At 71.3% G+C, this 22163-nt stretch carries 23 protein-coding genes; 22 read left to right on the forward strand and 1 reads right to left on the reverse strand.

What is annotated here, in order from left to right; all coding sequences use genetic code 11:
* Positions 1-7 precede the first annotated feature (7 nt).
* From fliS to fliP, 18 genes are all read left to right on the forward strand, one after another.
* A complete protein-coding gene (gene fliS, locus EAT51_RS01875) occupies positions 8-397 on the forward strand; it encodes a flagellar export chaperone FliS (RefSeq protein WP_130523223.1) in 390 nt (129 codons plus the stop codon).
* Positions 397-714, forward strand: a complete 318-nt coding sequence (locus EAT51_RS01880; protein ID WP_130515577.1) for a hypothetical protein — start codon at positions 397-399, stop codon at positions 712-714. The genes fliS and EAT51_RS01880 overlap by 1 nt, the downstream gene beginning before the upstream one ends.
* Positions 715-812: 98 nt before the next feature.
* A complete protein-coding gene (locus EAT51_RS01885) occupies positions 813-1394 on the forward strand; it encodes a PilZ domain-containing protein (protein WP_130561201.1) in 582 nt (193 codons plus the stop codon).
* Positions 1395-1497: 103 nt separating this feature from the next.
* Complete coding sequence (locus tag EAT51_RS01890) at positions 1498-2127, forward strand: response regulator (RefSeq protein WP_130516209.1); 630 nt, start codon at positions 1498-1500, stop codon at positions 2125-2127.
* A gap of 363 nt (positions 2128-2490) precedes the next feature.
* Positions 2491-3885, forward strand: coding sequence for an RNA polymerase factor sigma-54 (gene rpoN, locus EAT51_RS01895; RefSeq protein WP_130523221.1), 1395 nt, complete (start codon positions 2491-2493; stop codon positions 3883-3885).
* 1 nt (position 3886) lies between these two features.
* Positions 3887-5407: a sigma-54 dependent transcriptional regulator gene (locus EAT51_RS01900; RefSeq protein WP_130561202.1), complete on the forward strand. Its 1521-nt coding sequence runs from the start codon at positions 3887-3889 to the stop codon at positions 5405-5407.
* A gap of 58 nt (positions 5408-5465) precedes the next feature.
* Positions 5466-5834 (forward strand): flagellar hook-basal body complex protein FliE, encoded by a 369-nt coding sequence (fliE, locus tag EAT51_RS01905; RefSeq protein ID WP_130523219.1) that lies wholly within the window; start codon positions 5466-5468, stop codon positions 5832-5834.
* Positions 5835-5952: 118 nt separating this feature from the next.
* Positions 5953-7668 carry a flagellar basal-body MS-ring/collar protein FliF gene (gene fliF / locus EAT51_RS01910; protein ID WP_130561203.1) on the forward strand — a complete coding sequence of 572 codons (1716 nt, stop codon included), beginning with the start codon at positions 5953-5955 and terminating at the stop codon, positions 7666-7668.
* Between the two features lie 13 nt (positions 7669-7681).
* On the forward strand, positions 7682-8665 hold the full coding sequence (gene fliG, locus EAT51_RS01915; protein WP_165422682.1) for a flagellar motor switch protein FliG: 984 nt from the start codon (positions 7682-7684) through the stop codon (positions 8663-8665).
* Entirely contained in the window at positions 8665-9276 is a 612-nt protein-coding gene (locus EAT51_RS01920) for a FliH/SctL family protein (RefSeq protein WP_379655776.1), read from the forward strand. The genes fliG and EAT51_RS01920 overlap by 1 nt, the downstream gene beginning before the upstream one ends.
* Positions 9273-10676, forward strand: coding sequence for a flagellar protein export ATPase FliI (gene fliI, locus EAT51_RS01925; protein ID WP_130561205.1), 1404 nt, complete (start codon positions 9273-9275; stop codon positions 10674-10676). Before EAT51_RS01920 ends, fliI begins: the two co-directional genes overlap by 4 nt.
* Positions 10677-10717: 41 nt before the next feature.
* Complete coding sequence (fliJ, locus tag EAT51_RS01930; RefSeq protein WP_130515559.1) at positions 10718-11176, forward strand: flagellar export protein FliJ; 459 nt, start codon at positions 10718-10720, stop codon at positions 11174-11176.
* Positions 11173-12759 (forward strand): flagellar hook-length control protein FliK, encoded by a 1587-nt coding sequence (locus EAT51_RS01940; RefSeq protein WP_165422674.1) that lies wholly within the window; start codon positions 11173-11175, stop codon positions 12757-12759. The genes fliJ and EAT51_RS01940 overlap by 4 nt, the downstream gene beginning before the upstream one ends.
* 724 nt (positions 12760-13483) lie before the next feature.
* Entirely contained in the window at positions 13484-13996 is a 513-nt protein-coding gene (locus EAT51_RS01945; protein WP_130523213.1) for a flagellar basal body-associated FliL family protein, read from the forward strand.
* The gene (fliM, locus tag EAT51_RS01950; RefSeq protein WP_425478161.1) at positions 13993-15003 is read left to right on the forward strand and encodes a flagellar motor switch protein FliM; all 1011 of its coding nucleotides are present in this window, start codon (positions 13993-13995) and stop codon (positions 15001-15003) included. Before EAT51_RS01945 ends, fliM begins: the two co-directional genes overlap by 4 nt.
* Positions 15000-15329: a flagellar motor switch protein FliN gene (fliN, locus tag EAT51_RS01955; protein WP_130515551.1), complete on the forward strand. Its 330-nt coding sequence runs from the start codon at positions 15000-15002 to the stop codon at positions 15327-15329. Before fliM ends, fliN begins: the two co-directional genes overlap by 4 nt.
* A gap of 260 nt (positions 15330-15589) precedes the next feature.
* Entirely contained in the window at positions 15590-15985 is a 396-nt protein-coding gene (gene fliO / locus EAT51_RS20890) for a flagellar biosynthetic protein FliO (RefSeq protein ID WP_130516207.1), read from the forward strand.
* Complete coding sequence (fliP, locus tag EAT51_RS01965) at positions 15982-16815, forward strand: flagellar type III secretion system pore protein FliP (RefSeq protein WP_130515549.1); 834 nt, start codon at positions 15982-15984, stop codon at positions 16813-16815. Before fliO ends, fliP begins: the two co-directional genes overlap by 4 nt.
* Before the next feature lie 337 nt (positions 16816-17152).
* Here fliP and EAT51_RS01970 read toward each other — a convergent pair whose 3' ends face one another.
* Complete coding sequence (locus EAT51_RS01970; RefSeq protein ID WP_130515547.1) at positions 17153-17494, reverse strand: endonuclease domain-containing protein; 342 nt, start codon at positions 17492-17494, stop codon at positions 17153-17155.
* 310 nt (positions 17495-17804) lie between these two features.
* On the opposite strand from EAT51_RS01970, the gene EAT51_RS01975 reads away from it, so the two are divergent.
* The 4 genes from EAT51_RS01975 to flhA are packed head-to-tail and all read left to right on the forward strand — an operon-like array spanning position 17805 to position 22152.
* Complete coding sequence (locus tag EAT51_RS01975; RefSeq protein ID WP_130515545.1) at positions 17805-18074, forward strand: flagellar biosynthetic protein FliQ; 270 nt, start codon at positions 17805-17807, stop codon at positions 18072-18074.
* 19 nt (positions 18075-18093) lie between these two features.
* On the forward strand, positions 18094-18882 hold the full coding sequence (fliR, locus tag EAT51_RS01980) for a flagellar biosynthetic protein FliR (RefSeq protein ID WP_130515543.1): 789 nt from the start codon (positions 18094-18096) through the stop codon (positions 18880-18882).
* Positions 18883-18898: 16 nt separating this feature from the next.
* Positions 18899-20071 carry a flagellar biosynthesis protein FlhB gene (gene flhB, locus EAT51_RS01985; protein ID WP_130515541.1) on the forward strand — a complete coding sequence of 391 codons (1173 nt, stop codon included), beginning with the start codon at positions 18899-18901 and terminating at the stop codon, positions 20069-20071.
* Positions 20072-20106: 35 nt separating this feature from the next.
* On the forward strand, positions 20107-22152 hold the full coding sequence (gene flhA, locus EAT51_RS01990) for a flagellar biosynthesis protein FlhA (RefSeq protein WP_130516205.1): 2046 nt from the start codon (positions 20107-20109) through the stop codon (positions 22150-22152).
* The last annotated feature ends 11 nt before the right edge of the window (positions 22153-22163 follow it).

The following is a 22163-nucleotide window of genomic DNA, read 5'->3' on the forward strand; positions in this document are numbered from 1 at the left end:
CCTTGCCATGAATGCCCGCAGCCTAGCCAATCAGTACAAGCAGACCGGCGCCAGCAGCGCGACGCTGGACGCCAGCCCGCACCAGCTGATCGCGATCATGCTGTCCACCGCGCGCGAGCGCATCCGCCTGGCGATCGCCTCGCTCGAACGCGGCGACGTCACCCGCAAGGCGCATGCGATCACCGACACCTGCGCCATCATCGGCGGGCTCAACGGCTCGTTGAACATGGACGCCGGCGGCGAGATCGCCGCGGGCCTGGCCGCGCTGTACGACTACTGCCAGCGCCGCCTGCTGGCCGCCAACCTCAACAACGACCTGGCCCCGCTGCAGGAAGTGGACGGCCTGCTGGGCGAGATCGAGGCCGCCTGGCGCCAGATCGCGCCGCAGGGCGCGTGATGGAGATCGCGCAGCCGCCCCCGTCGGCCCTGGCGCAGGTGCCCGCGCTGCCGATCGAGCAGATCCGCCACGCCATCCACCTGGAGACCTGGGAGGCAGCGGACGAACTGCTCAGCCGCTACCAGCACCAGTTGGTCCTGGCGCTGTCGCGGATCGACCTGAAGACCGCCGACCGCGGCCCGTGGCTGGCCCTGCTGGCCGACTACCAGCTGCTGATGGACGAACTGCGCGCCGGCCGCGACGCCGCCAGCGCCGAACTGGCCCGCCTCGGCGCCGGCCGTCGCGGCGCCAATGCCTGGATGCGTGCGCTGAAGTAGCGCCCCGCGCCGGCGCAGCTGACGCGCCGCCGCTGTCCTATCCGCATCCTGCACGCGACTTGCGGCATCCTGCCGCCTTCGTCCCCCGAGTCCGCGCGATGACCGACCCCGTGCCCGCGACGCCCGAACAGGCGCACGCGCTGCTGTTCGACGAGATCCTGACGCTGGAGGAGACGCGCGCGGCGGCCTTCGTGCCGCAGGCGCTGGCGCCCTCGGCCGTGGATGGACTGCTCGGCCGGGCCGAGTCGCTGCTGCGCGCGCTGGCGGTGATCGACGATGGCATCGGCCGGGGCGACGATCCGGACCAGCCGCCCGACCCGGCGCTGCTGCGCCTGGAGGCCAAGCTGGATTTGCTGACCCTGCTGGTGGCCGACCTGGCCGGCGGACAGGCCGCGCAGGACGCACAGCGCGCGCTGCGCTGGTCGGCGCGCGGCGTCGAACTGGTGCTGGACCAGGCCGCGCAGCCCGGCACGCAGGGCGTCTTCCGCGTGCGCGCCTCGGACTGGCTGCCTTCCCCGCTGGTACTGCCCGCGCAGGTGGTGGCCGCCGCGCCAGACGCGGCCGGCACGCGCGCCTGGCTGGCCTTCGCGCCGAGCTCGCCCGCGCTCGAGGCGGCGCTGGAACGGCACGTGTTCCGCATCCATCGACGTGACATCGCGCAACGTCGGCGTGTGACCTAGGCACGATTGCGACGTGATGCAAGCCCTTTTCAGCCGCGACGTGGTTCGTTAAGGTGCAACGCGCAGGGGGCTACACGGAAACAAAACGAAGGAGCGGCGCGTGCTGTCCGTCCTGATATGCGATGACCACGCGCTGGTGCGAGCCGGCGTGCGACGCCTGCTGGAAGCCATGGAAGGCGTCGAGATCGTGGGCGAAGCCGCCAGCGCCGACGAGGTAGTGATCCGCACCAAGCAGCTGCTGCCCCATGTCGTGGTGCTCGACCTCTCGCTCAAGGGCCGCACCGGCTTCGACGCGCTGGCCGAACTGCGCCGGCTGCATCCCGACGTGGCCATCGTGGTGCTGTCCATGCACGAGGATGTGCTGCACGTGCGCGAGGCGCTCACGCGCGGCGCGTTGGGCTATGTGGTCAAGGATTCCTCGCCGGCGGAACTGGAGATCGCGCTGCGCGCCGCGGCAGCCGGCCGGACCTTCCTCAGTCCGCAGGTGTCCGCGCCGCAGCTGCGCGGCTATCGCGCCCCGCGCGAGCCGGGCGATGTGGAGAGCCTGCCGCGCCGGCAGCGCGAGATCCTCGACGCGCTCGGCGCCGGGCGGACGACCAAGCAGATCGCCGCCGACCTCAGCATCAGCGTCAAGACCGTGGAGACCCATCGCGCGCGGATGATGGAGGCGCTGGGCTGCCGCAACGCCAGCGAGCTGCTGCGCGTGGCGATGCGCCACCACGACCGTCCCTGATTGCGCGTCGGAAGGCCGTCGCCGCCCCGTGGCACGGCGCGTGCTGACACGCTCTGCAGCCCGCGCATCGGCGACCACTTTTCGACGCCTTGCCCGGGTGCGTTGCCGCAAGGTGTCGGCACATGGCGCAAGGTCCGCCAAAAACCCGGCTTGTGATCCGTGTCGCACGTGACGCATTGGGTCAACTTTCTACGTTCAGCTGGCTTTCACGTCAGATTTACGACGCAAAGTGGGGGATGCCCCTACAAGACGACAGGATTACCCTGAGTCCCTACAGGGTTTGCCCCGATTCGGAAGTCGGCGCGTCAATTCCACGATAGCTCCACACACCGGCACTGGGCCGGATGCCACGGAGAGATCAACGTGAAAGGCACCCTGACCGCCAAGATGGCGCAAGGCGTCAACCTGACGCCACAACTGCTCCAGTCCATCCGCCTGCTGCAGCTCACCAGTCAACAGCTGGAGCTGGAGCTGGCCCAGACCCTGGAGCGCAACCCGCTGCTGGAAACCGACGAGCCCGAGGCCGAGGCGCAGACGCTCGAAGCCGATGACGCGGCCCAGCTGGAAGCGGCCGCGTGGGACGAACTGCCCGAGCCTGCGTTCATGGCCGGCCTGTCCGGCAACGCCGGCGGCACCCTGGACGAAGACGCCACCGCGCGCATCGCCGCCGGCGAGTCGTCGGACATGCGCGTGCGCCTGCTGACCCTGCTGGCGGTGAGCTGGAACGCCGCCGACCTGGCCATGGCCGCCTGGTGGCTGGACCGCTGCGACGACCGCGGCTATCTGGAGCAGCCGCTGGACGCGCTGCTGGCCGAAGGCGGGCAGCGCTTCGACCTGGATGCGCTGCAGCTGGTGCGCCAGCGCCTGCTGCACGGCGAATGGGCCGGCATGGCCGCCACCGATCCGGCCGAGTGCCTGCGCGCGCAGCTGCGCACGCTGGCCGACAGCCCGGCCCGCACCCTGGCCGCGCGCATCCTGGCCGATCACCTGGACCTGCTGGCCGCGCACGACGATGCCGCGCTGGCCGCCGCCACCCAGGCCAGCCTGGACCAGGTGCGCGCCGCCGTGGCGCTGGTGCTGTCGCTGCGCGCCCATCCGGTCGAGGCCCCGGCCGCGACCGAGGACAGCCACATCCTGCCTGACGTGGTGGCCTGGTTCGCCGGCGGCGCCTGGCGTGTGGCGCTGGGTCGCTACACCACCCCGCGCGTGCGCATCAGCGCCCACTGCGAGCGCGCCCTGGCCGGCAACGGCGGCGAGAACGCCGTGCTGCGTGGCCTGCTGGACGAGGCGCGCTGGCTGGTGCGTGGCCTGAACATGCGCAACGACACCTTGCTGCGCACCGCCCAGCTGCTGGTCGAGCGCCAGCGCGGATTCCTGGAGCAGGGCGAGGAAGCCATCCTGCCGCTGACCCTGCGCGAGGTGGCCGACGCCATCGGCGTGCACGAGTCCACCGTCTCGCGCATCGTCGCCGGCAAGTACATGCAGACCCCGCGCGGCACGATCGAACTCAAGCGCCTGTTCGCCGTGCGCCTGGAAGGCGCCGACGTCTCCGGCAGCGCCGTGCGCGCCATGGTCAAGCGCCTGATCGAGGAAGAGCCCCGCACCGCGCCGCTGGCCGACGACGTCATCGCCAGCCTGCTGGCCCGCCAGGGCGTGCGCATCGCGCGCCGCACCGTGGCCAAGTACCGCGACCAGCTGGCCATCGGCCCGGCCAAGGCCCGCCAGCTGTCCCGTCCTTCCATTTCGGTTGCCGCCTGACATGAACACCGCCCGCATTCTCGTCATCGACCAGGACATGGACCGCGCCGAGCGCGTGGCCACGCTGCTGGAATTCATGGACTACACCCCGCGCATCGTCGCCGAGGTCGCCGACCTGGACCTGGGCCGTGCGCGTCCCAACGACTGGATGGCGGTGATCGTCGGCGACGTCGAGGCGTCCGCGCTGGTCACCTTCACCAGCTGGCTGTCGACCCAGCCGCTGCACCCGCCGGTGCTGGAGCTGCCCGGCCACGCGCCGGACGCGGCCTGGCGCGCGCCGCTGCATCGGCAGACGGTGTGGCCGCTGGACTTCCCGGTGCGCCGCACCCAGCTGCAGGACGCGCTGTCCAAGGCTGCGGTCAAGCACGCCGAGGCCGAGGCCCGCGTCGGCCGCGCCCAGTCCGGCCCGACCGGCCGCAGCGCGGCGGCGATCGAACTCAACCGCATGATCGACCAGGTCGCACCGCACGACACGACCGTGCTGATCCTGGGCGAGTCGGGCACCGGCAAGGAAGTGGCCGCGCGCGCCCTGCACGATCGCTCCTCGCGCCGCGACAAGCCGTTCGTGGCGGTCAACTGCGGCGCGATCCCGGCCGACCTGCTGGAGAGCGAGCTGTTCGGTCACGAGAAGGGCTCCTTCACCGGCGCGCTGACCCAGCGCAAGGGCCGCTTCGAGATGGCCGAGGGCGGCACGCTGCTGCTGGACGAGATCGGCGACATGTCCCTGCCGATGCAGGTCAAGCTGCTGCGCGTGCTGCAGGAGCGCTGCTTCGAGCGCGTCGGCGGCACGGCCACCATCAAGTGCGACGTGCGCGTGATCGCCGCCACCCACCGCGACCTGGAAGCGCGCATCGGCACCGGCCAGTTCCGCGAGGACCTGTTCTACCGCCTCAACGTGTTCCCCATCGAGATGCCGGCGCTGCGCGAGCGCATCGAGGACCTGCCCGAGCTGGTCGATGCCATCACCCGCCAGCTGCGCGACAACGGCCGCGGCCATGTGGCCCTGTCCGACGAGGCCATCGCCACGCTCGCCCGGCATCGCTGGCCCGGCAACGTGCGCGAGCTGTCCAACCTGATCGAGCGCCTGTCGGTGCTGCATCCGGCCGGCACCGTGCGCGCGGCCGACCTGCCGGCGCGCTATCGCAGCGCCGCGCCGGGCGAAGGCCTGGAAGACGCGCCGGCGCTGCAGCAGATCGCCCAGCCGCAGAGCGCGGTGGCGGCGCTGGTCAACGCCACGCCGGTGGCCAAGGCCGCCGCTCCCGCTCCCGCTGCCGCGGCGGCGATGCCGGTGCCTGCCGCGCCGGCCGGCGAGGCCGTGCTGCCGGCCGCGGGCATCGACCTGCGCCACCACATGGCCAGCATCGAGCTGGACCTGATCCGCGCCGCGCTGGCGCAGACCGGTGGCGTGGTCGCCCATGCCGCACCGCTGCTCGGCCTGCGCCGCACCACCCTGGTGGAGAAGCTGCGCAAGTACGGCATCGACCGCGAAGCCGAAGGTGTCGCGGTGGCGGCGGGTTTCTGACTTGAGGCATGGCACGCGTCTTGCCTGAACCAGTCAAGAACCCAACGGCAACACGGCCATGACCGACGCCATCTCCTCGATCCTGTCCCAGATCCGCGCGCACGAGCTGCGCACGCGCGAAGGCGTCGGCAACGCCATCGACGTGAACGGCCTGGGCAACGTCGGCGGCGTGGCGGGAAGCAACGCGGTCAACCCGGCCGGCCCCGGCGGCTTCGGCCAGCTGCTGTCCCAGGCCATCGACAACGTCAGCGCGACCCAGGCCAACGCCAGCGCCATGCAGACCGCCTTCGAACTGGGCGATCCGCGCGCCGACCTGGCCCGCACGATGGTGGCCATGCAGCAGTCGCAGGTCGCCTTCCGCGCCACGGTCGAAGTCCGCAACCGGCTGGTGCAGGCCTACCAGGACGTGATGAACATGCCGGTGTAGCGCCTGCGCACCCGGCGCTCGTTTCGTGCAAGACCGCATTCGCTTTCCCCGCCCGACCCGCGATCCGCGCCTCCTGATCCTCTGACCTTCGACTCCTGACCTGCGGCCCCAGACACCCATGAGCGCCACCGCCCTTCCCAAAGCCGCCAATGCGCTGCGCGACCTCGGTCGCTTCCAGGACATTCCGGTGGTCCGCCAGCTGGCGGTGTTCATCCTGGCCGCGGCGGCCATCGCGCTGGGGCTGTGGCTGTTCTTCTGGACGCAGAAGCCGGACTACGTGGCCGTGCAGGCCGGGCTGGACGCCAAGTCCACCGCGCAGGCCTCCGAGGCGCTGCGCGGCGCGCAGATCCCGTTCAAGCTCGACGCGGCCACCGGCGCGCTGACCGTGCCGGCCGACCAGGCCGGCGCGGCGCGCATGACCATGGCCAGCGCCGGCATCACCAGCAGCGGTCCGGCCGGATTCGAGTCGCTGCAGGGCGACCAGGGCTTCGGCACCAGCCAGTTCGTCGAGAACGCGCGCTACCAGCACGCCATGGAGATCGAGCTGGCCCGCACCATCGCCCAGCTGCGCCCGGTGCGCGAGGCGCGCGTGCACCTGGCCATGCCCAAGCCCTCGGCCTTCACCCGCCAGAACGAGCCGGCCAGCGCCTCGGTGGTGCTGCAGCTGGGCGCCGGGCAGACCCTGGAGCAGAACCAGATCGACGCGATCGAGCGCCTGGTCGCCTCGTCGGTCCCCGACCTGTCGCCCGAGCACGTGACCGTGGTCGACCAGTTCGGCCGCCTGCTCTCGCAGGACGATCCGGACAGCGCCGAGGCGGTCAACGCCAAGCAGTTCGAACAGCAGCGTCGCCAGGAAGCCCTGTACGTCCAGCGCATCGAGGAGCTGCTGGCGCCGATGACCGGCCCGGGCCGGGTCAGCGCCAAGGTCAGCGTGGACATGGACTTCGCCCAGACCGAGCAGGCCAGCGAGACCTATGGCCCGCAGCCGGCGATCGTGCGCAGCGAGCAGCTGAGCGAGTCTGGCAACCTGTCGGCCTCCAACGCCAATGCCCAGGGCGTGCCGGGGAGCGCCAGCAACACGCCCAACGCCAGCAACACGGCCGCGCCCGCCAACGGCGCCAACCCGGCCAACGGCGCCGCGCCGCAGCAGGCCAATGCCAACGCCGGCAACAACCAGGGCACGCGCAGCACGGTGCGCAACTACGAGATCGACCGCACCCTGACCCACACCCGCCAGGCGACCCCGCGCATCCGCCGCGTCACCGCCGCGGTGCTGGTGGACAACGTGCCGGCCGGCAGCGCCAGCGCCGGCAAGCCGGCCGCCACCCGCGCGCTCAACGACGGCGAACTCAAGCGCATCGAGACGCTGGTGCAGCAGGCCATCGGCTATGACCAGCAGCGCGGCGACGTGGTCTCGGTGGTCAACGCCCCGTTCGCGCCGGCCGCGGTGGAGACGCCACAGGACGCGCTGCCGCTGTGGCAGGACCCGCGTGCGCTCAACATCGCGCGCATGGTGCTGGGCGGGCTGGCGGTGCTGGGGCTGATCTTCTTCGTGCTGCGCCCGGCCTTCCGCGCGATGCTGTCCCCGCGTGTGGCCGTCGGCAACGCGCTGGTGCCCGCCGGCGTTGGCGGCCAGGTCATGCCCACGGTCACCGCCGAGATGGTCGACGACGACGAGGTGCCGGTGAAGCTCTCGCCGGCCTATTCGCCCAAGCCGGTGCTGCCGCCGGGGCCGGGCTTCGAGCAGAAGCTGCAGACCGCACGCGAGGTCGCCAGCACCGATCCCAAACGCGTGGCCCAGGTCGTGCGCGAGATGGTGAACTCCGATGGCTGATCGGGATGCGCCGCTGACCGGCACCCAGCGCGCGGCGGTGGTGCTGCTGTCGCTGGGCGAGGCCCAGGCCGCCGAGGTGCTCAAGCACATGGAGGCCAAGGAAGTGCAGAAGCTCGGCGTGGCCATGGCCAGCGTCGGCGACATCCCGCATTCGCTGGTGCAGCAGGTGATCGCCCGGTTCGTCGACACCCTGGAGCAGCCGGCCAAGATCGGCGACGGCGCCGACGAGTACGTGCGCGCGGTGCTGATGCAGGCCCTGGGCGAGGAGCGCGCCAGCGGCCTGATCGACCGCATCCTGTCCGGGCGCAACACGCCGGGCCTGGAAGCGCTGAAGTGGATGGAGCCCAAGGCCATCGCCCAGCTGGTGCGCAACGAGCACCCGCAGATCATCGCCATCGTCATGGCGCATCTGGAAGGCGACCAGGCCGCCGAGGTGCTCAAGCACATCCCGGCCGAGCTGCACGGCGATCTGCTGGTGCGCATCGCCACGCTGGACGGCATCCCGCCGCACGCGCTGGCCGAACTCAACGATGTCATGGCGCGCCAGTTCAGCGGCAGCCAGGGCAAGCCCTCGGCCATCGGCGGGGCCAAGGTGGCCGCCAACATCCTCAACTTCGTCGAGGCCGGCCAGGACGAGTCCCTGCTCAAGGCCATCGCCGCGGTCGACGACGGGCTGGGCACCGAGATCCGCGACCTGATGTTCGTGTTCGACAACCTGGCCAATCTGGACGACCGCACCATGCAGGCGATCCTGCGCGAGGTCTCCACCGACAAGCTGGCCCTGGCCATGCGCGGCGCCGATACGCGCGTGCGCGAGAAGATCACCAAGAACATGTCCCAGCGCGCCGCCGAGATCCTGCTCGACGACATGGAAGCGCGCGGCCCGGTGCGCCTGGCCGAAGTGGAGGCCGCGCAGAAGGACATCCTGGACCAGGTGCGCAAGATGGCCGAGGCCGGTGACATCTCCATCAGCACCCGCAGCGAGGCGCTGGTGTGATCGACGCCTTCGCCCCGGCCGCCGACGCGGTGCGCTGGACCGCCCCGGGCCTGGGCCCGCGCCGCGACGCGCCCGAGCTGCCCAAGCCGCCGACCGCCGCGCAGATCGACCAGATCCGAAGCGACGCCCAGGCCGAAGGCCACGCTGCCGGCTATGCGGCGGGACTGGCCGCGGGCCAGGCCGAGATCCAGCGCCGCATCGAACAGATCCAGGCCGTGCTGGACGGCTTCACCCGGCCGCTGGCGCGCCTGGATGGCGAGGTGGCCGACGCGCTGGCCGACCTGGCCACGCGCATCGCCGGCGTGCTGGTCGGCCGCGCCTATGCCGCCGATCCCAGCCTGCTGGCCGACCTGGTGCGCGAGGCGATCGACGCGGTCGGCAGCGGCAGCCGCGAACTGGAACTGCGCCTGCACCCGGACGACTTCGGCGTGCTGGCCCCGCATCTGGCGGGCCTGAGCGGCGTGCGCCTGACCGCCGACGCCGGCCTGGGGCGCGGCGAGCTGCGCCTCAACAGCGAGGGCGTGCGCATCGACGGCACGCTTCATGCACGGCTGCAGTCGGTGCTGGAGGCCACCCTGGCTTCCGGCGAAGGACATGCGCCCGCGCCATGAACGCCCTGCCCCACGACGCCGTGACCGATGGCCTGCAAGGCGCCCGCAATCTGCGCCTGGCGCAGCGGCTGCGCCAGGCCGATCCGGCCAACGAATCGATGGGCCTGGTGCGCGAGGGCGTGCTGCGCCGCGCGGTGGGCCTGACCCTGGAAGCCTCCGGCTGCAGCGCGCCGATGGGCTCGCGCTGCCGCGTGGCCACCTCCGGCGGGCGCTGGGTCGATGCCGAGGTGGTCGGCTTCTCCGGCGAGCGCACCTTCCTGATGCCGACCGGCGACCTGCAGGGCCTGCTGCCCAATGCGCGCGTCATCGCCACCCGCACCAAGGGCGAGGTCGCGGTGGGCGAAGGGCTGCTGGGCCGGGTGATCGACAACGACGGCGCGCCGCTGGACGGCAAGGGCCCGATCCGCGCCGAAGGCTATGTCGCCCTGGCCGGCGTGCCGATCAATCCGCTCTCGCGCCAGCCCATCGTCGAATCGCTCGATGTCGGCGTGCGCGCGATCAACGCCATGCTGCCCATCGGCCGCGGCCAGCGCGTGGGCCTGTTCGCGGGCTCGGGCGTGGGCAAGTCGACGCTGCTGGGCATGATGACCCGCTACACCTCGGCCGACGTCATCGTCGTGGGCCTGATCGGCGAACGCGGCCGCGAAGTGCGCGATTTCGTCGAGGCCACCCTCGGCGAGGAAGGCCTGCGCCGCGCGGTCGTGGTCGCCGCGCCGGCCGACCGGCCGCCGCTGGCGCGCCTGCACGGCGCGCTGCGTGCCACCGCGATCGCCGAGTGGTATCGCGACCAGGGCCTGCACGTGCTGCTGCTGATGGATTCGCTGACCCGCTTCGCCCAGGCCCAGCGCGAGATCGGCCTGTCGGTGGGCGAGCCGCCGACCACGCGCGGCTATCCGCCCAGCGTGTTCGCCAAGCTGCCGGCGCTGGTCGAGCGCGCCGGCATGGGCGCCGACGGGCGCGGCTCGATCACCGCCTTCTACACCGTGCTGACCGAGGGCGACGACCAGCAGGAGCCGATCGCCGATGCCTCGCGCGCGATCCTGGACGGCCACATCGTGCTGACCCGCCGCATCGCCGACGCCGGCCAGTACCCGGCCATCGACATCGAGCAGTCGGTCAGCCGCGTGATGCAGGACATCACCGACGCGCAGTGGCGCGAGCACATCCGCAAGCTCAAGCGCCTGATGGCCGCCTACTCGGCGCAGCGCGACCTGATCGCCATCGGCGCCTACCAGCGCGGCAGCGATCCCAACGTCGACGAGGCGATGGCGCGCTGGCCGGCGATCCAGAACTTCCTCGGCCAGGACGTGCGCGAAGCCTCCGACGTGCAGGCCAGCCGCCAGTCGCTGCATCGCCTGCTGGACGACACGCCCGGCCAGCCTTTCCCGCTCAAGCAGTAACCGCTGCTCCCCCCTCGCAATCCACGTAAGAGAACGCCCCCATGCGCTCACAACGCCTCGAACCGCTGATCAAGGTGACCCAGCAGCGCCAGGACGACGCCGCCCGCGCGGTGGCCGAGCGCGAGCGCGTCGTGCACGAACAGCAGGAGCGTCTGGACGCGCTGCGCCGCTACGCCGAGGAGTACGCCGCCTCGCCGGCCAACGCCACCATGTCGCCGGCGCTGCTGGTCAACCGCGTCGCCTTCCGCGAACGGCTCAATGCCGCGGTCGTGCAGCAGGCCGGCATCGTCAGCCAGAGCCAGCAGGTCACCGACGTCGAACGCGCGCGCCTGCTGCTGGCCAGCCGCGAGACCCTGGTGCTGGAGAAGCTCGCCGACAGCTACCGCGCCCAGGAGGCGCAGGTGCAGCAGTCCAAGGCCCAGCGCGAGCTGGACGAGATCGGCAACCGCGGCGTCGCCGCGCGGGCCGCCGCGCTGCAGGCCGAAGGAGAAGGCGCGTGATCGCCGGCGGCGCAGCGTTCTTGAGCGGCGCGGGCCTGGCCTCGCCGGGCGCGTCGGCCTCACCGGCCGCTTCGGCGGCGACGGCCGGCGACGGCCGCAGCTATGCCGATTTCGCCGCAAGCGCGGCCACCGCGGCGACCGGAAGCGCCACGCCGGCGGCCGGTGCCAGCGCTGCGGCGCCGAGTGCTCCCGCCAATGCCACACCCTCGCAGCCCGCCAATGCCAGCGCTGCCGCGCCGGCGACCGGGAGCACCACGCCGGCCGCCGGCGGGAACGACACCATGCAGCCCAACCCCGCCAATGCCACGCTTCCGCTGCCTGCCGCCAATGCCGGCGCCGCCGGGCTCGCGGCCGCCGCGCACCAGATCCGCCGCGGCACGGACGCAGAGGCGCCCATCCCGGATGCCACGCAGTCGATGCAGGCCGCGCTGACGCCCCAGATCGCAGACACCATCCCGGCGCCACTGGCCACATCCACCACCGCCAGCAAGGACGACACCCAGGCCGCGCTGGCGTCGTCGAGCGATCCTCAACAGCTGCTGGCCTTGCTGGCCGGCAGCCTGGCCATCACCGCGCCGGTGACGCCGGCGGCCAACGCCTCCACGCTGCCGGCGGCGGACGCCAGCGTCACCGGCGCGGCCAGGGCCGTGAACCCGGCGCTACTCGCCGGCAATGCCGTCGGCGCCAACGCTGCGTCCACCGCGGCTGCAACCGCGCCTGCGCCCGCGCCCACCGGCGACGCCCAGCCGTCGCTCGCCACCGGCGTCGCGTTCACCGCGCCGGCCCAGCCACTCACCGACGCGGCGACGCTGCCGACGGCGGATGGCAGTGCCACGAGCGCCACCAAGGGCGCGACCGCCGCGCTGATCGCCGGCAACGCCGCCGGCGCCCTGCAGCAGTCGCCAGGCTTGGTCTCGACCGGTGCGCTGGCCGCCCTGCTCGATCCCAAGGCCGCCACCACTGCCGCGCCGGCCGACGCGCTGAAGCTGGCGGTCGGCGCCGCGCTGGAGCGCGAGGGCGCCAACGGCTTCGCGCTGCCGGACAGCAAGGACGACAGGTCCGACGCGCTGAGCTTCGGCGGACTGGTCCAGGGCACGCCGAGCCTGGATCGCCCGCTCACCGCCAATGCCGTGACCGCCACGCCGATGAGCATGCCGGCGCAGCTGGACGAGGGCTTCGACGACAGCTTCGGCACGCGCATCGCGTGGATGGCCGAGCAGAAGCTGGGCCACGCCGAGATCCGCCTCAACCCGGAACACGCCGGCCCGATCGACGTGCGCATCCAGCTGGACGGCACCCAGGTCAACGCCGCCTTCCACAGCGCCAACGCCGATGTGCGCCAGGCCCTGGAAGCCAGCCTCCCGCGCCTGCGCGACCTGCTCGGCCAGCAGGGCCTGCAGCTGGGCAACGCCGATATCGGCCAGCGCCAGCAGTCCGGCCAGCAGCAGGATCAGGGCGCCGCACCGCGCTCGCAGGGGCAGTCCTTCGGCAGCGATGCGTTCGGCAATGGGCGCGCGACCGCGCAGGCCTCGGTCGCTCCTGTGGTTGTGCGCAGCCGTGGACTACTCGACGAGTACGCCTGATCGCTGCGCGCTCTCATCACCATGACGCCGGCAGAGGACAGCCGCGGCTCCCGTTGAGACGCGAAGCCAGCGCCTTGATCCTTCGCGTGTAAAGCCACTGGGTTCCCGCCTTCGCGGGAACGACGGTAGGGAGGTTTTGCTACGGGTGACGATAAGGGGGGCTTGCTGCTAGGTGCGGCACAGGGCTTGAAGCCATCTGCTCGCCGAAGGCCAATCCGACTCCGCGCGGTGAACTCAAAGCCCGTCATCCCCGCGAACGCGGGGATCCAGGGACGTCCGTGCAGCTCGAGCAACGTCCATGGGTTCCCGCTTTCGCGGGAACGACGGTAGGGAGGTTTTGCTACGGGTGACGATAGGGGGGGCTTGCTGCTAGGTGCGGCGCGGGCCTTGAAGCCATTTGCTCGCCGAAAGCCAATCCCACTCCGCGCGATGAACTCAAAGCCCGTCATCCCCGCGAACGCGGGGATCCAGGGACGTCCGCGCAGGCCGAGCAACGTCCATGGGTTCCCGCCTTCGCGGGAACGACGGTAGGAGTTTCGTAGGGGCGCCAAGGCGCCTCGGCGCCGGCGGATCGTTGGGCGCGAGCCCATGGCCGCGACGGAATTCCGCCGCCAACAAGGCGCATCGGACGTTCCCCGCAGGCTCACCCAGGCATCGGACGCACGGCACGCCGCTTGCATCACGCGGGGCAGTCTCCCCTTTCGTCGATACCGGAGTGGTTCCCGTGGCTTCCAAACCCGCAGCAGCGGCCGATGCGCCCAAGAAGAAGAGCAAGCTGCCCCTGATCCTCGGCGCCGTGGTGCTGCTCGGCGGCGGCATGGCGGGCGGCTGGTTCATCCAGCAGCGCGCCGGCGGCGGCCACGCCGCAGCGGAAGGCGCGCCGGCGGGCGAACACGGCGCGAGCGCCAAGGCCAAGGCCGGCGCGACCTACTTCGCGCTGGACCCGGCCTTCGTGGTCAATCTGGCCGATACCGACGCCACGCGCTATCTGCAGGCCGACGTGCAGGTGATGACGCGCGACCCGGAAACGCTCAAGGCGCTGCAGGACCAGGCGCCGGCGATCCGCAACCGCCTGCTGCTGCTGTTCGGCCAGCAGACCGCCGCCGGCCTGGCCCAGCGCAGCGGCAAGGAGCGCCTGCAGGAGGCCGCCCTGGTCGAGGTCAAGAAGGTCCTGGCCGGCGAAGGCGGTCCCAACAAGCCCGAAGCGGTCCTGTTCACCAGCCTGGTCGTGCAGTGATGAGCAACGAACTGCTGTCCCAGGACGAGATTGACGCGCTGCTGCACGGCGTGGACAGCGGCGCGGTCGGCACCGGCCAGGCCGCCGCGCCCGGCGAGGTGCGCCTGTACGACTTCAAGCAGGCCGGCCGCGCGATCCGCAACCGCCTGCCCGGGCTGGACGCGCTCAACGAGCGCTTCGTGCGCAACTTCAGGACCGGGCTGTTCAACCTGCTGCGCCGCGCGCCGGAGCTCACCTACCGCGGCACCGACGTGCTGCGCTTCGACGAGTACGCCAATGCGCTGCCGATGCCGGCCAGCGTCACCCGCGTGCACATGGCCCCGCTCAAGGGCACCGCGCTGGTGGTGTACGAGCCGCGCCTGGTCTTCAGCACGGTGGAGAACTTCTTCGGCGGCGCCGGGCGCCTGCCCGCGCGCATCGACAACCGCGAGTTCACCCCGACCGAGCAGCGCGTGATCCAGCTGATGCTCAAGCAGACCCTGGCCGACCTGGCCGAGGCCTGGACGCCGCTGGCGCCGGTGGCGCTGTCGGTGCTGCCGCCCGACCCCAACCTGGCCACCGCCGACCTGATGGACGGCCGCGACTACATCGCGGTCAGCCGCTTCTCGGTGGCGCTGGAAGGCGGCGGCGGCGATCTGCACCTGGCCATGCCCTACAAGATGCTCGAGCCGGTGCGCGAACAGCTGGAGGTCTCGAGCAAGCGGCCCAAGGCCGAGGCCGACGCCGGCTGGTCGCGCGCACTGCGCGCCGGCCTGCAGGACGCCGACCTGGAGCTGAGCCTGTCCATCGCCCACCGCCAGATCAGCCTGCGCGATCTCTCGCGCCTGCGCGTGGGCGACATCATCCCCATCGAGCTGGCACGCCCCGTGCATCTGGAAGTCGAGCGCACGCCGATGTTCGCCGGCGAGTTCGGCGTCCACAACGGCTTCAACGCCTTCAAGGTCACGCAGGTGCAGTTCCCGCGGATGCCTTCCTCCAACGATTCCCCCGAGTCCGACCTCCTATGAGCACCGATCCCGCCGCGCCCGCCGCCTTCGATTCCCTCACCGCCGAACCCGGCGCCGTGGCGGGCGATCTGAACCTGGACGTCATCCTGGACGTGCCGGTGCAGCTGTCGCTGGAAGTCGGCCGCACCCGCATCCCGATCCGCAACCTGCTGCAGCTCACCGCCGGTTCGGTGGTCGAGCTCGAACGCGCCGCCGGCGAGCCGATGGACGTCTACGTCAACGGCACGCTCATCGCCCAGGGCGAGGTGGTGGTGGTCAACGACCGTTTCGGCGTGCGCCTGACCGACGTGGTCAGCCCGGCCGAACGCATCAAGAGGCTCAAGTGAGCACGGCGGCGTCCGCATCGGCGTCGCGGGTGGCGCCGGACGCGGTCGTCGCCCCCGCCGACACGCTGCCGGCCACGGCCGCCGCCAGTCCGCAGAGCGACGGCCACGCGCCGACGAGCACGGCACCGGCCGCGGCCACCGGCGTCCCGGCCTCCACCGCGCCGGCGGCGACCGATCAGGCGTCCGCCGCCGCGCTGCCGACCAATGTCGAGGCCGAGGCCGCAGCCGCGTCCACGGCGCAGCCGGCCAAACAGTTCACCGTGCCGGGCCGCCCGGCCGCGCAGGCCACCACGACCCAGCTCGGCGCGCCGGTCGGCGCCCCGGCCAGCGGGACCGGCGCCGGCAGCATCGGCGGCGCGGTGCTCGCCCTGGTGCTGGTGGTCGGCCTGATCCTGCTGCTGGGCTGGCTGGCCAAGCGCATGCCCGGCATCGGCGGCGCCAGCAATCCGGCGCTGAAGGTGGTCGGTTCGCTGTCGCTGAGCCCGCGCGAGCGCGTGGTGGTCGTGGCCGTCGGCGACACCCAGCTGGTGCTGGGCACCGGCGCCGGCGGCACGCGCGTGCTGCACCAGCTCGACACCCCGCTGTCGCTTCCCCAACACAAAGCGCCGCCTGCCTTCGCCCAGGTGCTGGCGCAGCACTTCGGTAAGAAATCATGAGCCTGTCGCGTTCGCGCCTGATGCCGCTGCTGGCGGTGCTGCTGCTCGGCCTTGGCCTGGCCCTGGCCGGCAGCGCCCTGGCCCAGCAGGCCGCCCCGGCGCAGGCTGCCGCCGCGCCGCAGAACAACCTGCCCGGCGTCACCGACCTGGCCGGCCAGCCGCTGCCGCAGGTCAACGTCGGCCAGGTCGGCGGCGAGAAGGTCAGCATGCCGCTGCAGGTGCTGCTGCTGATGACCAGCATCACGCTGCTTCCGGCGGCGCTGCTGGGCATGACCGCCTTCACCCGCGTGATCATCGTGCTGGGCCTGCTGCGCCAGGCGCTGGGCACCGGTCAGACCCCGTCCAATCAGGTGCTGCTGGCGCTGGCGCTGTTTCTGACCTTCATGATCATGACGCCGGTGTTCGACGCGTCCTGGACCCACGGCATCGCGCCGTACCTGGACAAGACGATGGACTTCAAGTCGGCCTGGAGCGCGGCGATCGAACCATTCCGCGGCTTCATGCTGGCCCAGGTGCGGCAGAACGACCTGATGACCTTCGCCAACCTCTCGCACACCGGGCCGTATGCCAACCCGCAGGACGTGCCGTTCGGCGTGCTGGCCGCGTCGTTCCTGACCAGCGAGCTGAAGACCGCGTTCGAGATCGCCTTCCTGATCTACATCCCGTTCGTGATCATCGACCTGGTGGTGGCCAGCGTCTTGATGTCGATGGGCATGATGATGCTCTCGCCGATGCTGATCTCCGCCCCGTTCAAGATCCTGCTGTTCGTGCTGGTCGACGGCTGGGTGCTGGTGGTGGGGTCGCTGGCGTCGAGCTTCAATCCGTTTTGATGGGGTTGGTTGGCTAGCGAGCTGCGATCCATCTGGTTGTTTGGGGCCGCAGGTCTCCAGCTTGCCTTCGTTCTGGAGTTTGAGCTCCGGCTCTTCTGACAGGTCCCCGCGAAGAGCCACCCCTCCCCAGCCCTCCCCTTGGCCTGCGGCCAAAGGGAGGGGGCAAAAGCAGGGCCAAGCACTATCTCCGCGACAGCAATATCAAGCGACTCTGTTGCCGTCCCGATGACCCGCCCCCTCCCTTTCGCGAAGCGAAGGGGAGGGCTGGGGAGGGGTTACGCCGTTGCCGTTGCCGTTGCCGTTGCCGTTGCCGTTGCTGTTGCTGTTGCCACCCGCATCAGCCACCCAACCCCAGCGCGCGCAGGATGTCCTCCAGCACCGCGTCGGTCCGCTGCAGCACGTCGTGATTCCAGTAGCGCAGCACGCGATAGCCCGCCGCATTGAGCGCCCGCGTCCTCGCCGCATCGGCCTGCAGCTGTTGGGCGTGCTGCCCGCCGTCGAGTTCGATGATCAGCCCCATCGCTGGTGCCGCGAAATCGGCGATATAGCCGGCGATCGGCATCTGGCGCCTGAACTTCACTCCGGCCAGTCGCCCGCCGCGCAGGCGTTGCCAGAGTCGGTGTTCGGCGTCGGTCGGCGCGTTGCGCAGCTGGCGTGCGCGGTGGCGCAGGGCATCCATGCCTGAGCTCCTTGGGTGGTCGCTACAGATGAATGCGACGTAGGAAATGCGAAAAAGCGGAAAAGCTCACCCCTCCCCAGCCCTCCCCTTCGCTTCGCGAAAGGGAGGGGGCGGGTCATACGGGCGGCATGAGAATCGCTTGACCTTGCTTTTGCCCCTCCCTTTGGCCGCAGGCCAAGGGAGCTCGAAGTCGCGGCTAGCGACTGAGGGGAGGGGTGAGCTCTTGCTCCTGGGCTCCAGGCACGCGCCTTGCAGACTTGCCGGCATTCGCCGGAAACCCGGCGCCCGACGCGCTTCGCCCGATACGGCCATGACCCCCGAAACCGCCCTCACCGAAATCTCCCGTGGCCTGGAAATCGCCCTGGTCCTGGGCGCGCCGCCGCTGCTGATGGTGCTGGTGGTCGGCGTGGTGGTGGGCATCGTGCAGGCGGCCACGCAGATCAACGAGGCCACCATCGCCTTCGTGGTCAAGGCGCTGGCGCTGGTGGCTACGCTGGCGATCGCCGGCAACTTCCTGCTGGGGCGTCTGACCGCCTTCACCATCGACCTGTTCCACCGCATCCCGCAGCTGATCGGCTGAAGCCTCAAGGCGCGCGACGATGGATGCCGTCACCCTGACCACGTCCACCGGCGTGGACCTGTTCGGCCTGCTGGCCACGGTGCTGTGGCATGGGCTGCGCATCGGCGCGGCGTTCCAGGTGCTGCCGGTGATCGGCGGGCGCACCCTGCCGGCGCGGGTGCGCCTGATCCTGGTGGTGGCGCTGTCGGCCACGCTGTCCACAGTGCTGCCCGCCGCGCCGCCGCTGGCGATCGATTCGGCCACGGTGCTGGGCGTGCTGCGCGAGTTCACCGTGGGCCTCGCCATCGGCCTGGTGCTGCGCCTGGCCTTCGAGGCCGGGCAGCTGGCCGGCGAACTGGTGTCCCAGGGCATGGGCCTGTCGTTCGCGACCATGGCCGACCCGCTGTCCGGCGCGTCCTCGCCGGTGCTCTCGCAGTGGTTCTTCCTGGTGTTCTCGCTGCTGTTCTTCAGCTTCGACGGGCACCTGGCGCTGATCGATCTGCTGGCCGGCAGCTATGCCAGCCTGCCCATCGGCGCGGCCCTGCCCGATCCGCATGCGGTGCTGTCGGCGGTGCCGGACTTCTTCGGCGCCGCGCTGCGCGCCGGGGTGCTGCTGGCGCTGCCGGTGATCATGGCGCTGCTGGCGGTGAACATCGCCTTCGGCGTGCTCTCGCGCGCCGCCCAGCAGCTCAACCCCATGCAGATCGGCCTGCCGGTCTCGCTGCTGGTCGGCCTGGTGCTGCTGATGCTGCTGGCACGCCAGCTGCAGGCCCCGGTGCAGGCGCTGTTCGATCAGGCCTTCGCCGCCGCCCGCGCGATCACGGGCTGACCAGGAGCGCAGGACGATGAGCGAAGACCAGGAAGACCGCACCGAATTACCCACCGAAAAACGCCTGCGCGAGGCCCGCGAGAAGGGCAACGTGCCGCGCTCGCGCGAGCTGGCCAACGTGGCGGTGCTGGGCTGTGCGGTCATCGCGCTCAAAGCCAGCGCCGGCCACATCGGCGCGGTCAGCCGCGACTGGATGCGCGGCGCGCTGCAGCTGGACCGGGCCATGCTCGACGCGCCCGAGCGCCTGCTGCCGCACGCCGCCGCGCTGGCCGTGGCGCTGTTCAAGCCGATGCTGCCGCTGCTGGCCGCCGCGCTGGCCGCCTGCCTGATCGCACCGGCGATCATGGGCAGCCTGCGTTTCACCAGCCAGGCGCTCAAGCCGGATTTCAGCCGGCTCAATCCGATGACCGGCCTCGGCCGCATGTGGGGCAAGGAAAGCCTGGCCGAACTGCTGCGCTCGCTGCTGCGCGTGGGCCTGATCGGCGGCATCGGCACCTGGATGGTCTACCGCGCCTTCAAGGCGCTGCTGGGCATGCCGCAGGCCTCGCTGGAGCAGTCGGTGGCCGGCGGCGTGCAGATGGCCATGTCCACCCTGCTGGCGATGATCGGCGCGCTGGGCGCGCTGGCCCTGCTGGACGTGCCCTGGCAGCACTACCAGCACCGCGCGCGGCTGAAGATGACCAAGCAGGAGATCAAGGACGAGTTCAAGGAGGCCGAGGGCAACCAGGAGGTCAAGGCGCGCGTGCGCCAGGTCGCCATGCAGATGTCCAAGCGCCGGATGATGGAGGCGGTGCCCACCGCCGATGTGATCCTGATGAACCCCACCCACTACGCGGTGGCGCTCAAATACGAGGCCGACGCCGGCATGCGCGCGCCGGTGGTGGTGGCCAAGGGCGTGGACGAGACCGCCCTGGCCATCCGCGAACTGGCCCAGGCCCACCGCATCGCCGTGGTCGAGGCGCCGCCGCTGGCACGCGCCTTGTACAGACAGGCCCAGGTCGATCAGGAAATCCCGGTGAAGCTCTACGCCGCCGTTGCCCAAGTGCTGTCTTACGTCTACCAGCTGCGCGCCTGGGCGCCGGGCCGCGGCCCGATGCCGGCGCTGGCGCCGCTCGACGCCGGCCCCGAGGGCGCGGTGGATTACGACCCCCACGCCGCCGACGCCATCGCCAAGGAACCGTCACCGTGAGTGCGCAGCAAGGTCGGTTCTCCGTCGATGGGCTGATGGGCGCGGTGCGCTCGGGCGCGGCCGCGCCGCTGGTGGTGGTGGCCATGCTGGCCATGGTCATCGTGCCGCTGGCGCCGTTCGTGCTGGACGGGCTGTTCACCATCAACATCGCCCTGTCGCTGGTGGTGCTGCTGGCGGTGGTCTACGTGCGCCGCCCGCTGGAGTTCTCGATCTTCCCCAGCGTGCTGCTGCTGGTCACCCTGCTGCGCCTGGCGCTGAACGTCGCCTCCACCCGCGTGGTGCTGCTGCACGGCCACAAGGGCCCGGGCGCGGCCGGCCATGTGATCGAGTCCTTCGGCCAGTTCGTGATCGGCGGCAGCTTCGCGGTGGGCATCGTGGTGTTCGCGATCCTGACCATCGTCAACTTCGTGGTGGTGACCAAGGGCGCCGGGCGCATCTCCGAGGTGTCGGCGCGCTTCATCCTCGACGCCCTGCCCGGCAAGCAGATGGCCATCGACGCCGACCTCAACGCCGGCCTGCTAACCCGCGAGGAGGCCAAGGCCCGCCGCCAGGAAGTGCGCGAGGAGGCCGACTTCTACGGCTCGATGGACGGCGCCAGCAAGTTCGTGCGCGGCGACGCCATCGCCGGCATCCTGATCCTGGCGATCAACATCGTCGGCGGCCTGCTGATCGGCGTGCTCCAGCACGACATGTCCTTCGCCGACGCGCTGCGCACCTACACGCTGCTGGCCATCGGCGACGGCCTGGTCGCCCAGCTGCCGGCGCTGCTGATCGCCACCGCCGTGGCGATGCTGGTGACCCGCTCCACCGGCGAGCAGGACATGGGCGAGACGGTGTCCAAGCAGGTCTTCGGTCATCAGCGTGCGCTGACCATCGCCGCGCTGCTGCTGGGCCTGATCGGCATCATCCCGGGCATGCCCAACGTGCCGTTCCTGATCCTGGCGGCGGTGCTGGGCTATGCGGCCTGGCAGCTGCACAAGCGCCGCCTGGCCGCCCCGCAGGAAGACGCCGCGGCCGCGGCGGCCGCCGCCAGCACGCCGGCCGGCAATGCCGAGCTGAGCTGGGACGAGATCCGCCCGGTCGAGCCGCTGGCCCTGGAAGTGGGCTACAAGCTGATCGCGCTGGTGGACAAGAATCAGGGCGGCGAACTGCTGGCGCGCCTGAAGGGCGTGCGCCGCAAGCTGACCCAGGACCTGGGCTTCCTGATTCCCGCCGTGCACGTGCGCGACAACCTGGAGCTGGCCCCGGGCCAGTACCGCGTGCTGGTCCACGGCGTGCCGCTGGCCACCGGCGACATCCATCCCGACCGCGAGCTGGCGCTGGACCCGGGCCGCGTGTTCGGCGCGCTGGACGGCATCCCCGGCAAGGACCCGGCCTTCGGCCTGGATTCGACCTGGATCCTGCCCGCCCAGCGCGCGCATGCCGAGTCGCTGGGCTATACCGTGGTCGACGCGGCCACCGTGGTGGCCACCCACCTGTCGCACCTGATCCGCGAGCGCGCCGCCGAACTGCTGGGCCTGGAAGAGGTGCAGCAGCTGCTGGCCACGCTGGGCCGCGGCGGCAACGCCAAGCTGGTCGAGGACCTCACGCCCAAGCTGCTGCCGCTGTCGGTGGTGGCCAAGGTGCTGCAGTCCCTGCTGGCCGACAAGGTGCCGCTGCGCCAGATCCGCCAGATCGTCGAGACCCTGCTCGAGCACGCCGTCCACACCCAGGACCCGGCGCAACTGACCGCCGCGGTGCGCGTGGCGCTGGGCCGCTTCATCGTGCAGGAACTCAACGGCATGGCCGACGAGCTGCCGGTGTTCACCCTGGCCCCGCAGCTGGAGCGGGTGATGCAGGACTCGGTCAGCGGCCAGGGCGGCGCCCTGGAGCCCGGCCTGGCCGAGCGCATCCACCAGAACCTCAGCCAATGCGTGACCCAGCAGGAAAGCAAGGGCGAACCGGCCGTGCTGCTGGTGCCCGGCAACGTGCGCGCCGCCATCGCCCGCCTGGTCCGCCACAGCGTGCCTTCGCTGTCGGTGCTGGCCTATTCGGAAGTGCCGGAGGACAAGCGGTTGCGGCTGGTGGGGGCGGTGGGGTGAAGTAGCCGGGA

The organism is Pseudoxanthomonas winnipegensis (genome assembly GCF_004283755.1).
Taxonomy (GTDB): domain Bacteria; phylum Pseudomonadota; class Gammaproteobacteria; order Xanthomonadales; family Xanthomonadaceae; genus Pseudoxanthomonas_A; species Pseudoxanthomonas_A winnipegensis.

Bases quoted from the DNA above. Each gene is read 5' to 3' on its own strand.
- fliS (WP_130523223.1), top strand. From the start codon at position 8: ATGAATGCCCGCAGCCTAGCCAATCAGTACAAGCAGACCGGCGCCAGC.
- EAT51_RS01880 (WP_130515577.1), top strand. From the start codon at position 397: ATGGAGATCGCGCAGCCGCCCCCGTCGGCCCTGGCGCAGGTGCCCGCG.
- EAT51_RS01885 (WP_130561201.1), top strand. From the start codon at position 813: ATGACCGACCCCGTGCCCGCGACGCCCGAACAGGCGCACGCGCTGCTG.
- EAT51_RS01900 (WP_130561202.1), top strand. From the start codon at position 3,887: ATGAACACCGCCCGCATTCTCGTCATCGACCAGGACATGGACCGCGCC.
- fliE (WP_130523219.1), top strand. From the start codon at position 5,466: ATGACCGACGCCATCTCCTCGATCCTGTCCCAGATCCGCGCGCACGAG.
- fliF (WP_130561203.1), top strand. From the start codon at position 5,953: ATGAGCGCCACCGCCCTTCCCAAAGCCGCCAATGCGCTGCGCGACCTC.
- fliI (WP_130561205.1), top strand. From the start codon at position 9,273: ATGAACGCCCTGCCCCACGACGCCGTGACCGATGGCCTGCAAGGCGCC.
- fliJ (WP_130515559.1), top strand. From the start codon at position 10,718: ATGCGCTCACAACGCCTCGAACCGCTGATCAAGGTGACCCAGCAGCGC.
- fliN (WP_130515551.1), top strand. From the start codon at position 15,000: ATGAGCACCGATCCCGCCGCGCCCGCCGCCTTCGATTCCCTCACCGCC.
- fliP (WP_130515549.1), top strand. From the start codon at position 15,982: ATGAGCCTGTCGCGTTCGCGCCTGATGCCGCTGCTGGCGGTGCTGCTG.
- EAT51_RS01970 (WP_130515547.1), bottom strand. From the start codon at position 17,494: ATGGATGCCCTGCGCCACCGCGCACGCCAGCTGCGCAACGCGCCGACC.
- EAT51_RS01975 (WP_130515545.1), top strand. From the start codon at position 17,805: ATGACCCCCGAAACCGCCCTCACCGAAATCTCCCGTGGCCTGGAAATC.
- fliR (WP_130515543.1), top strand. From the start codon at position 18,094: ATGGATGCCGTCACCCTGACCACGTCCACCGGCGTGGACCTGTTCGGC.
- flhB (WP_130515541.1), top strand. From the start codon at position 18,899: ATGAGCGAAGACCAGGAAGACCGCACCGAATTACCCACCGAAAAACGC.
- flhA (WP_130516205.1), top strand. From the start codon at position 20,107: ATGGGCGCGGTGCGCTCGGGCGCGGCCGCGCCGCTGGTGGTGGTGGCC.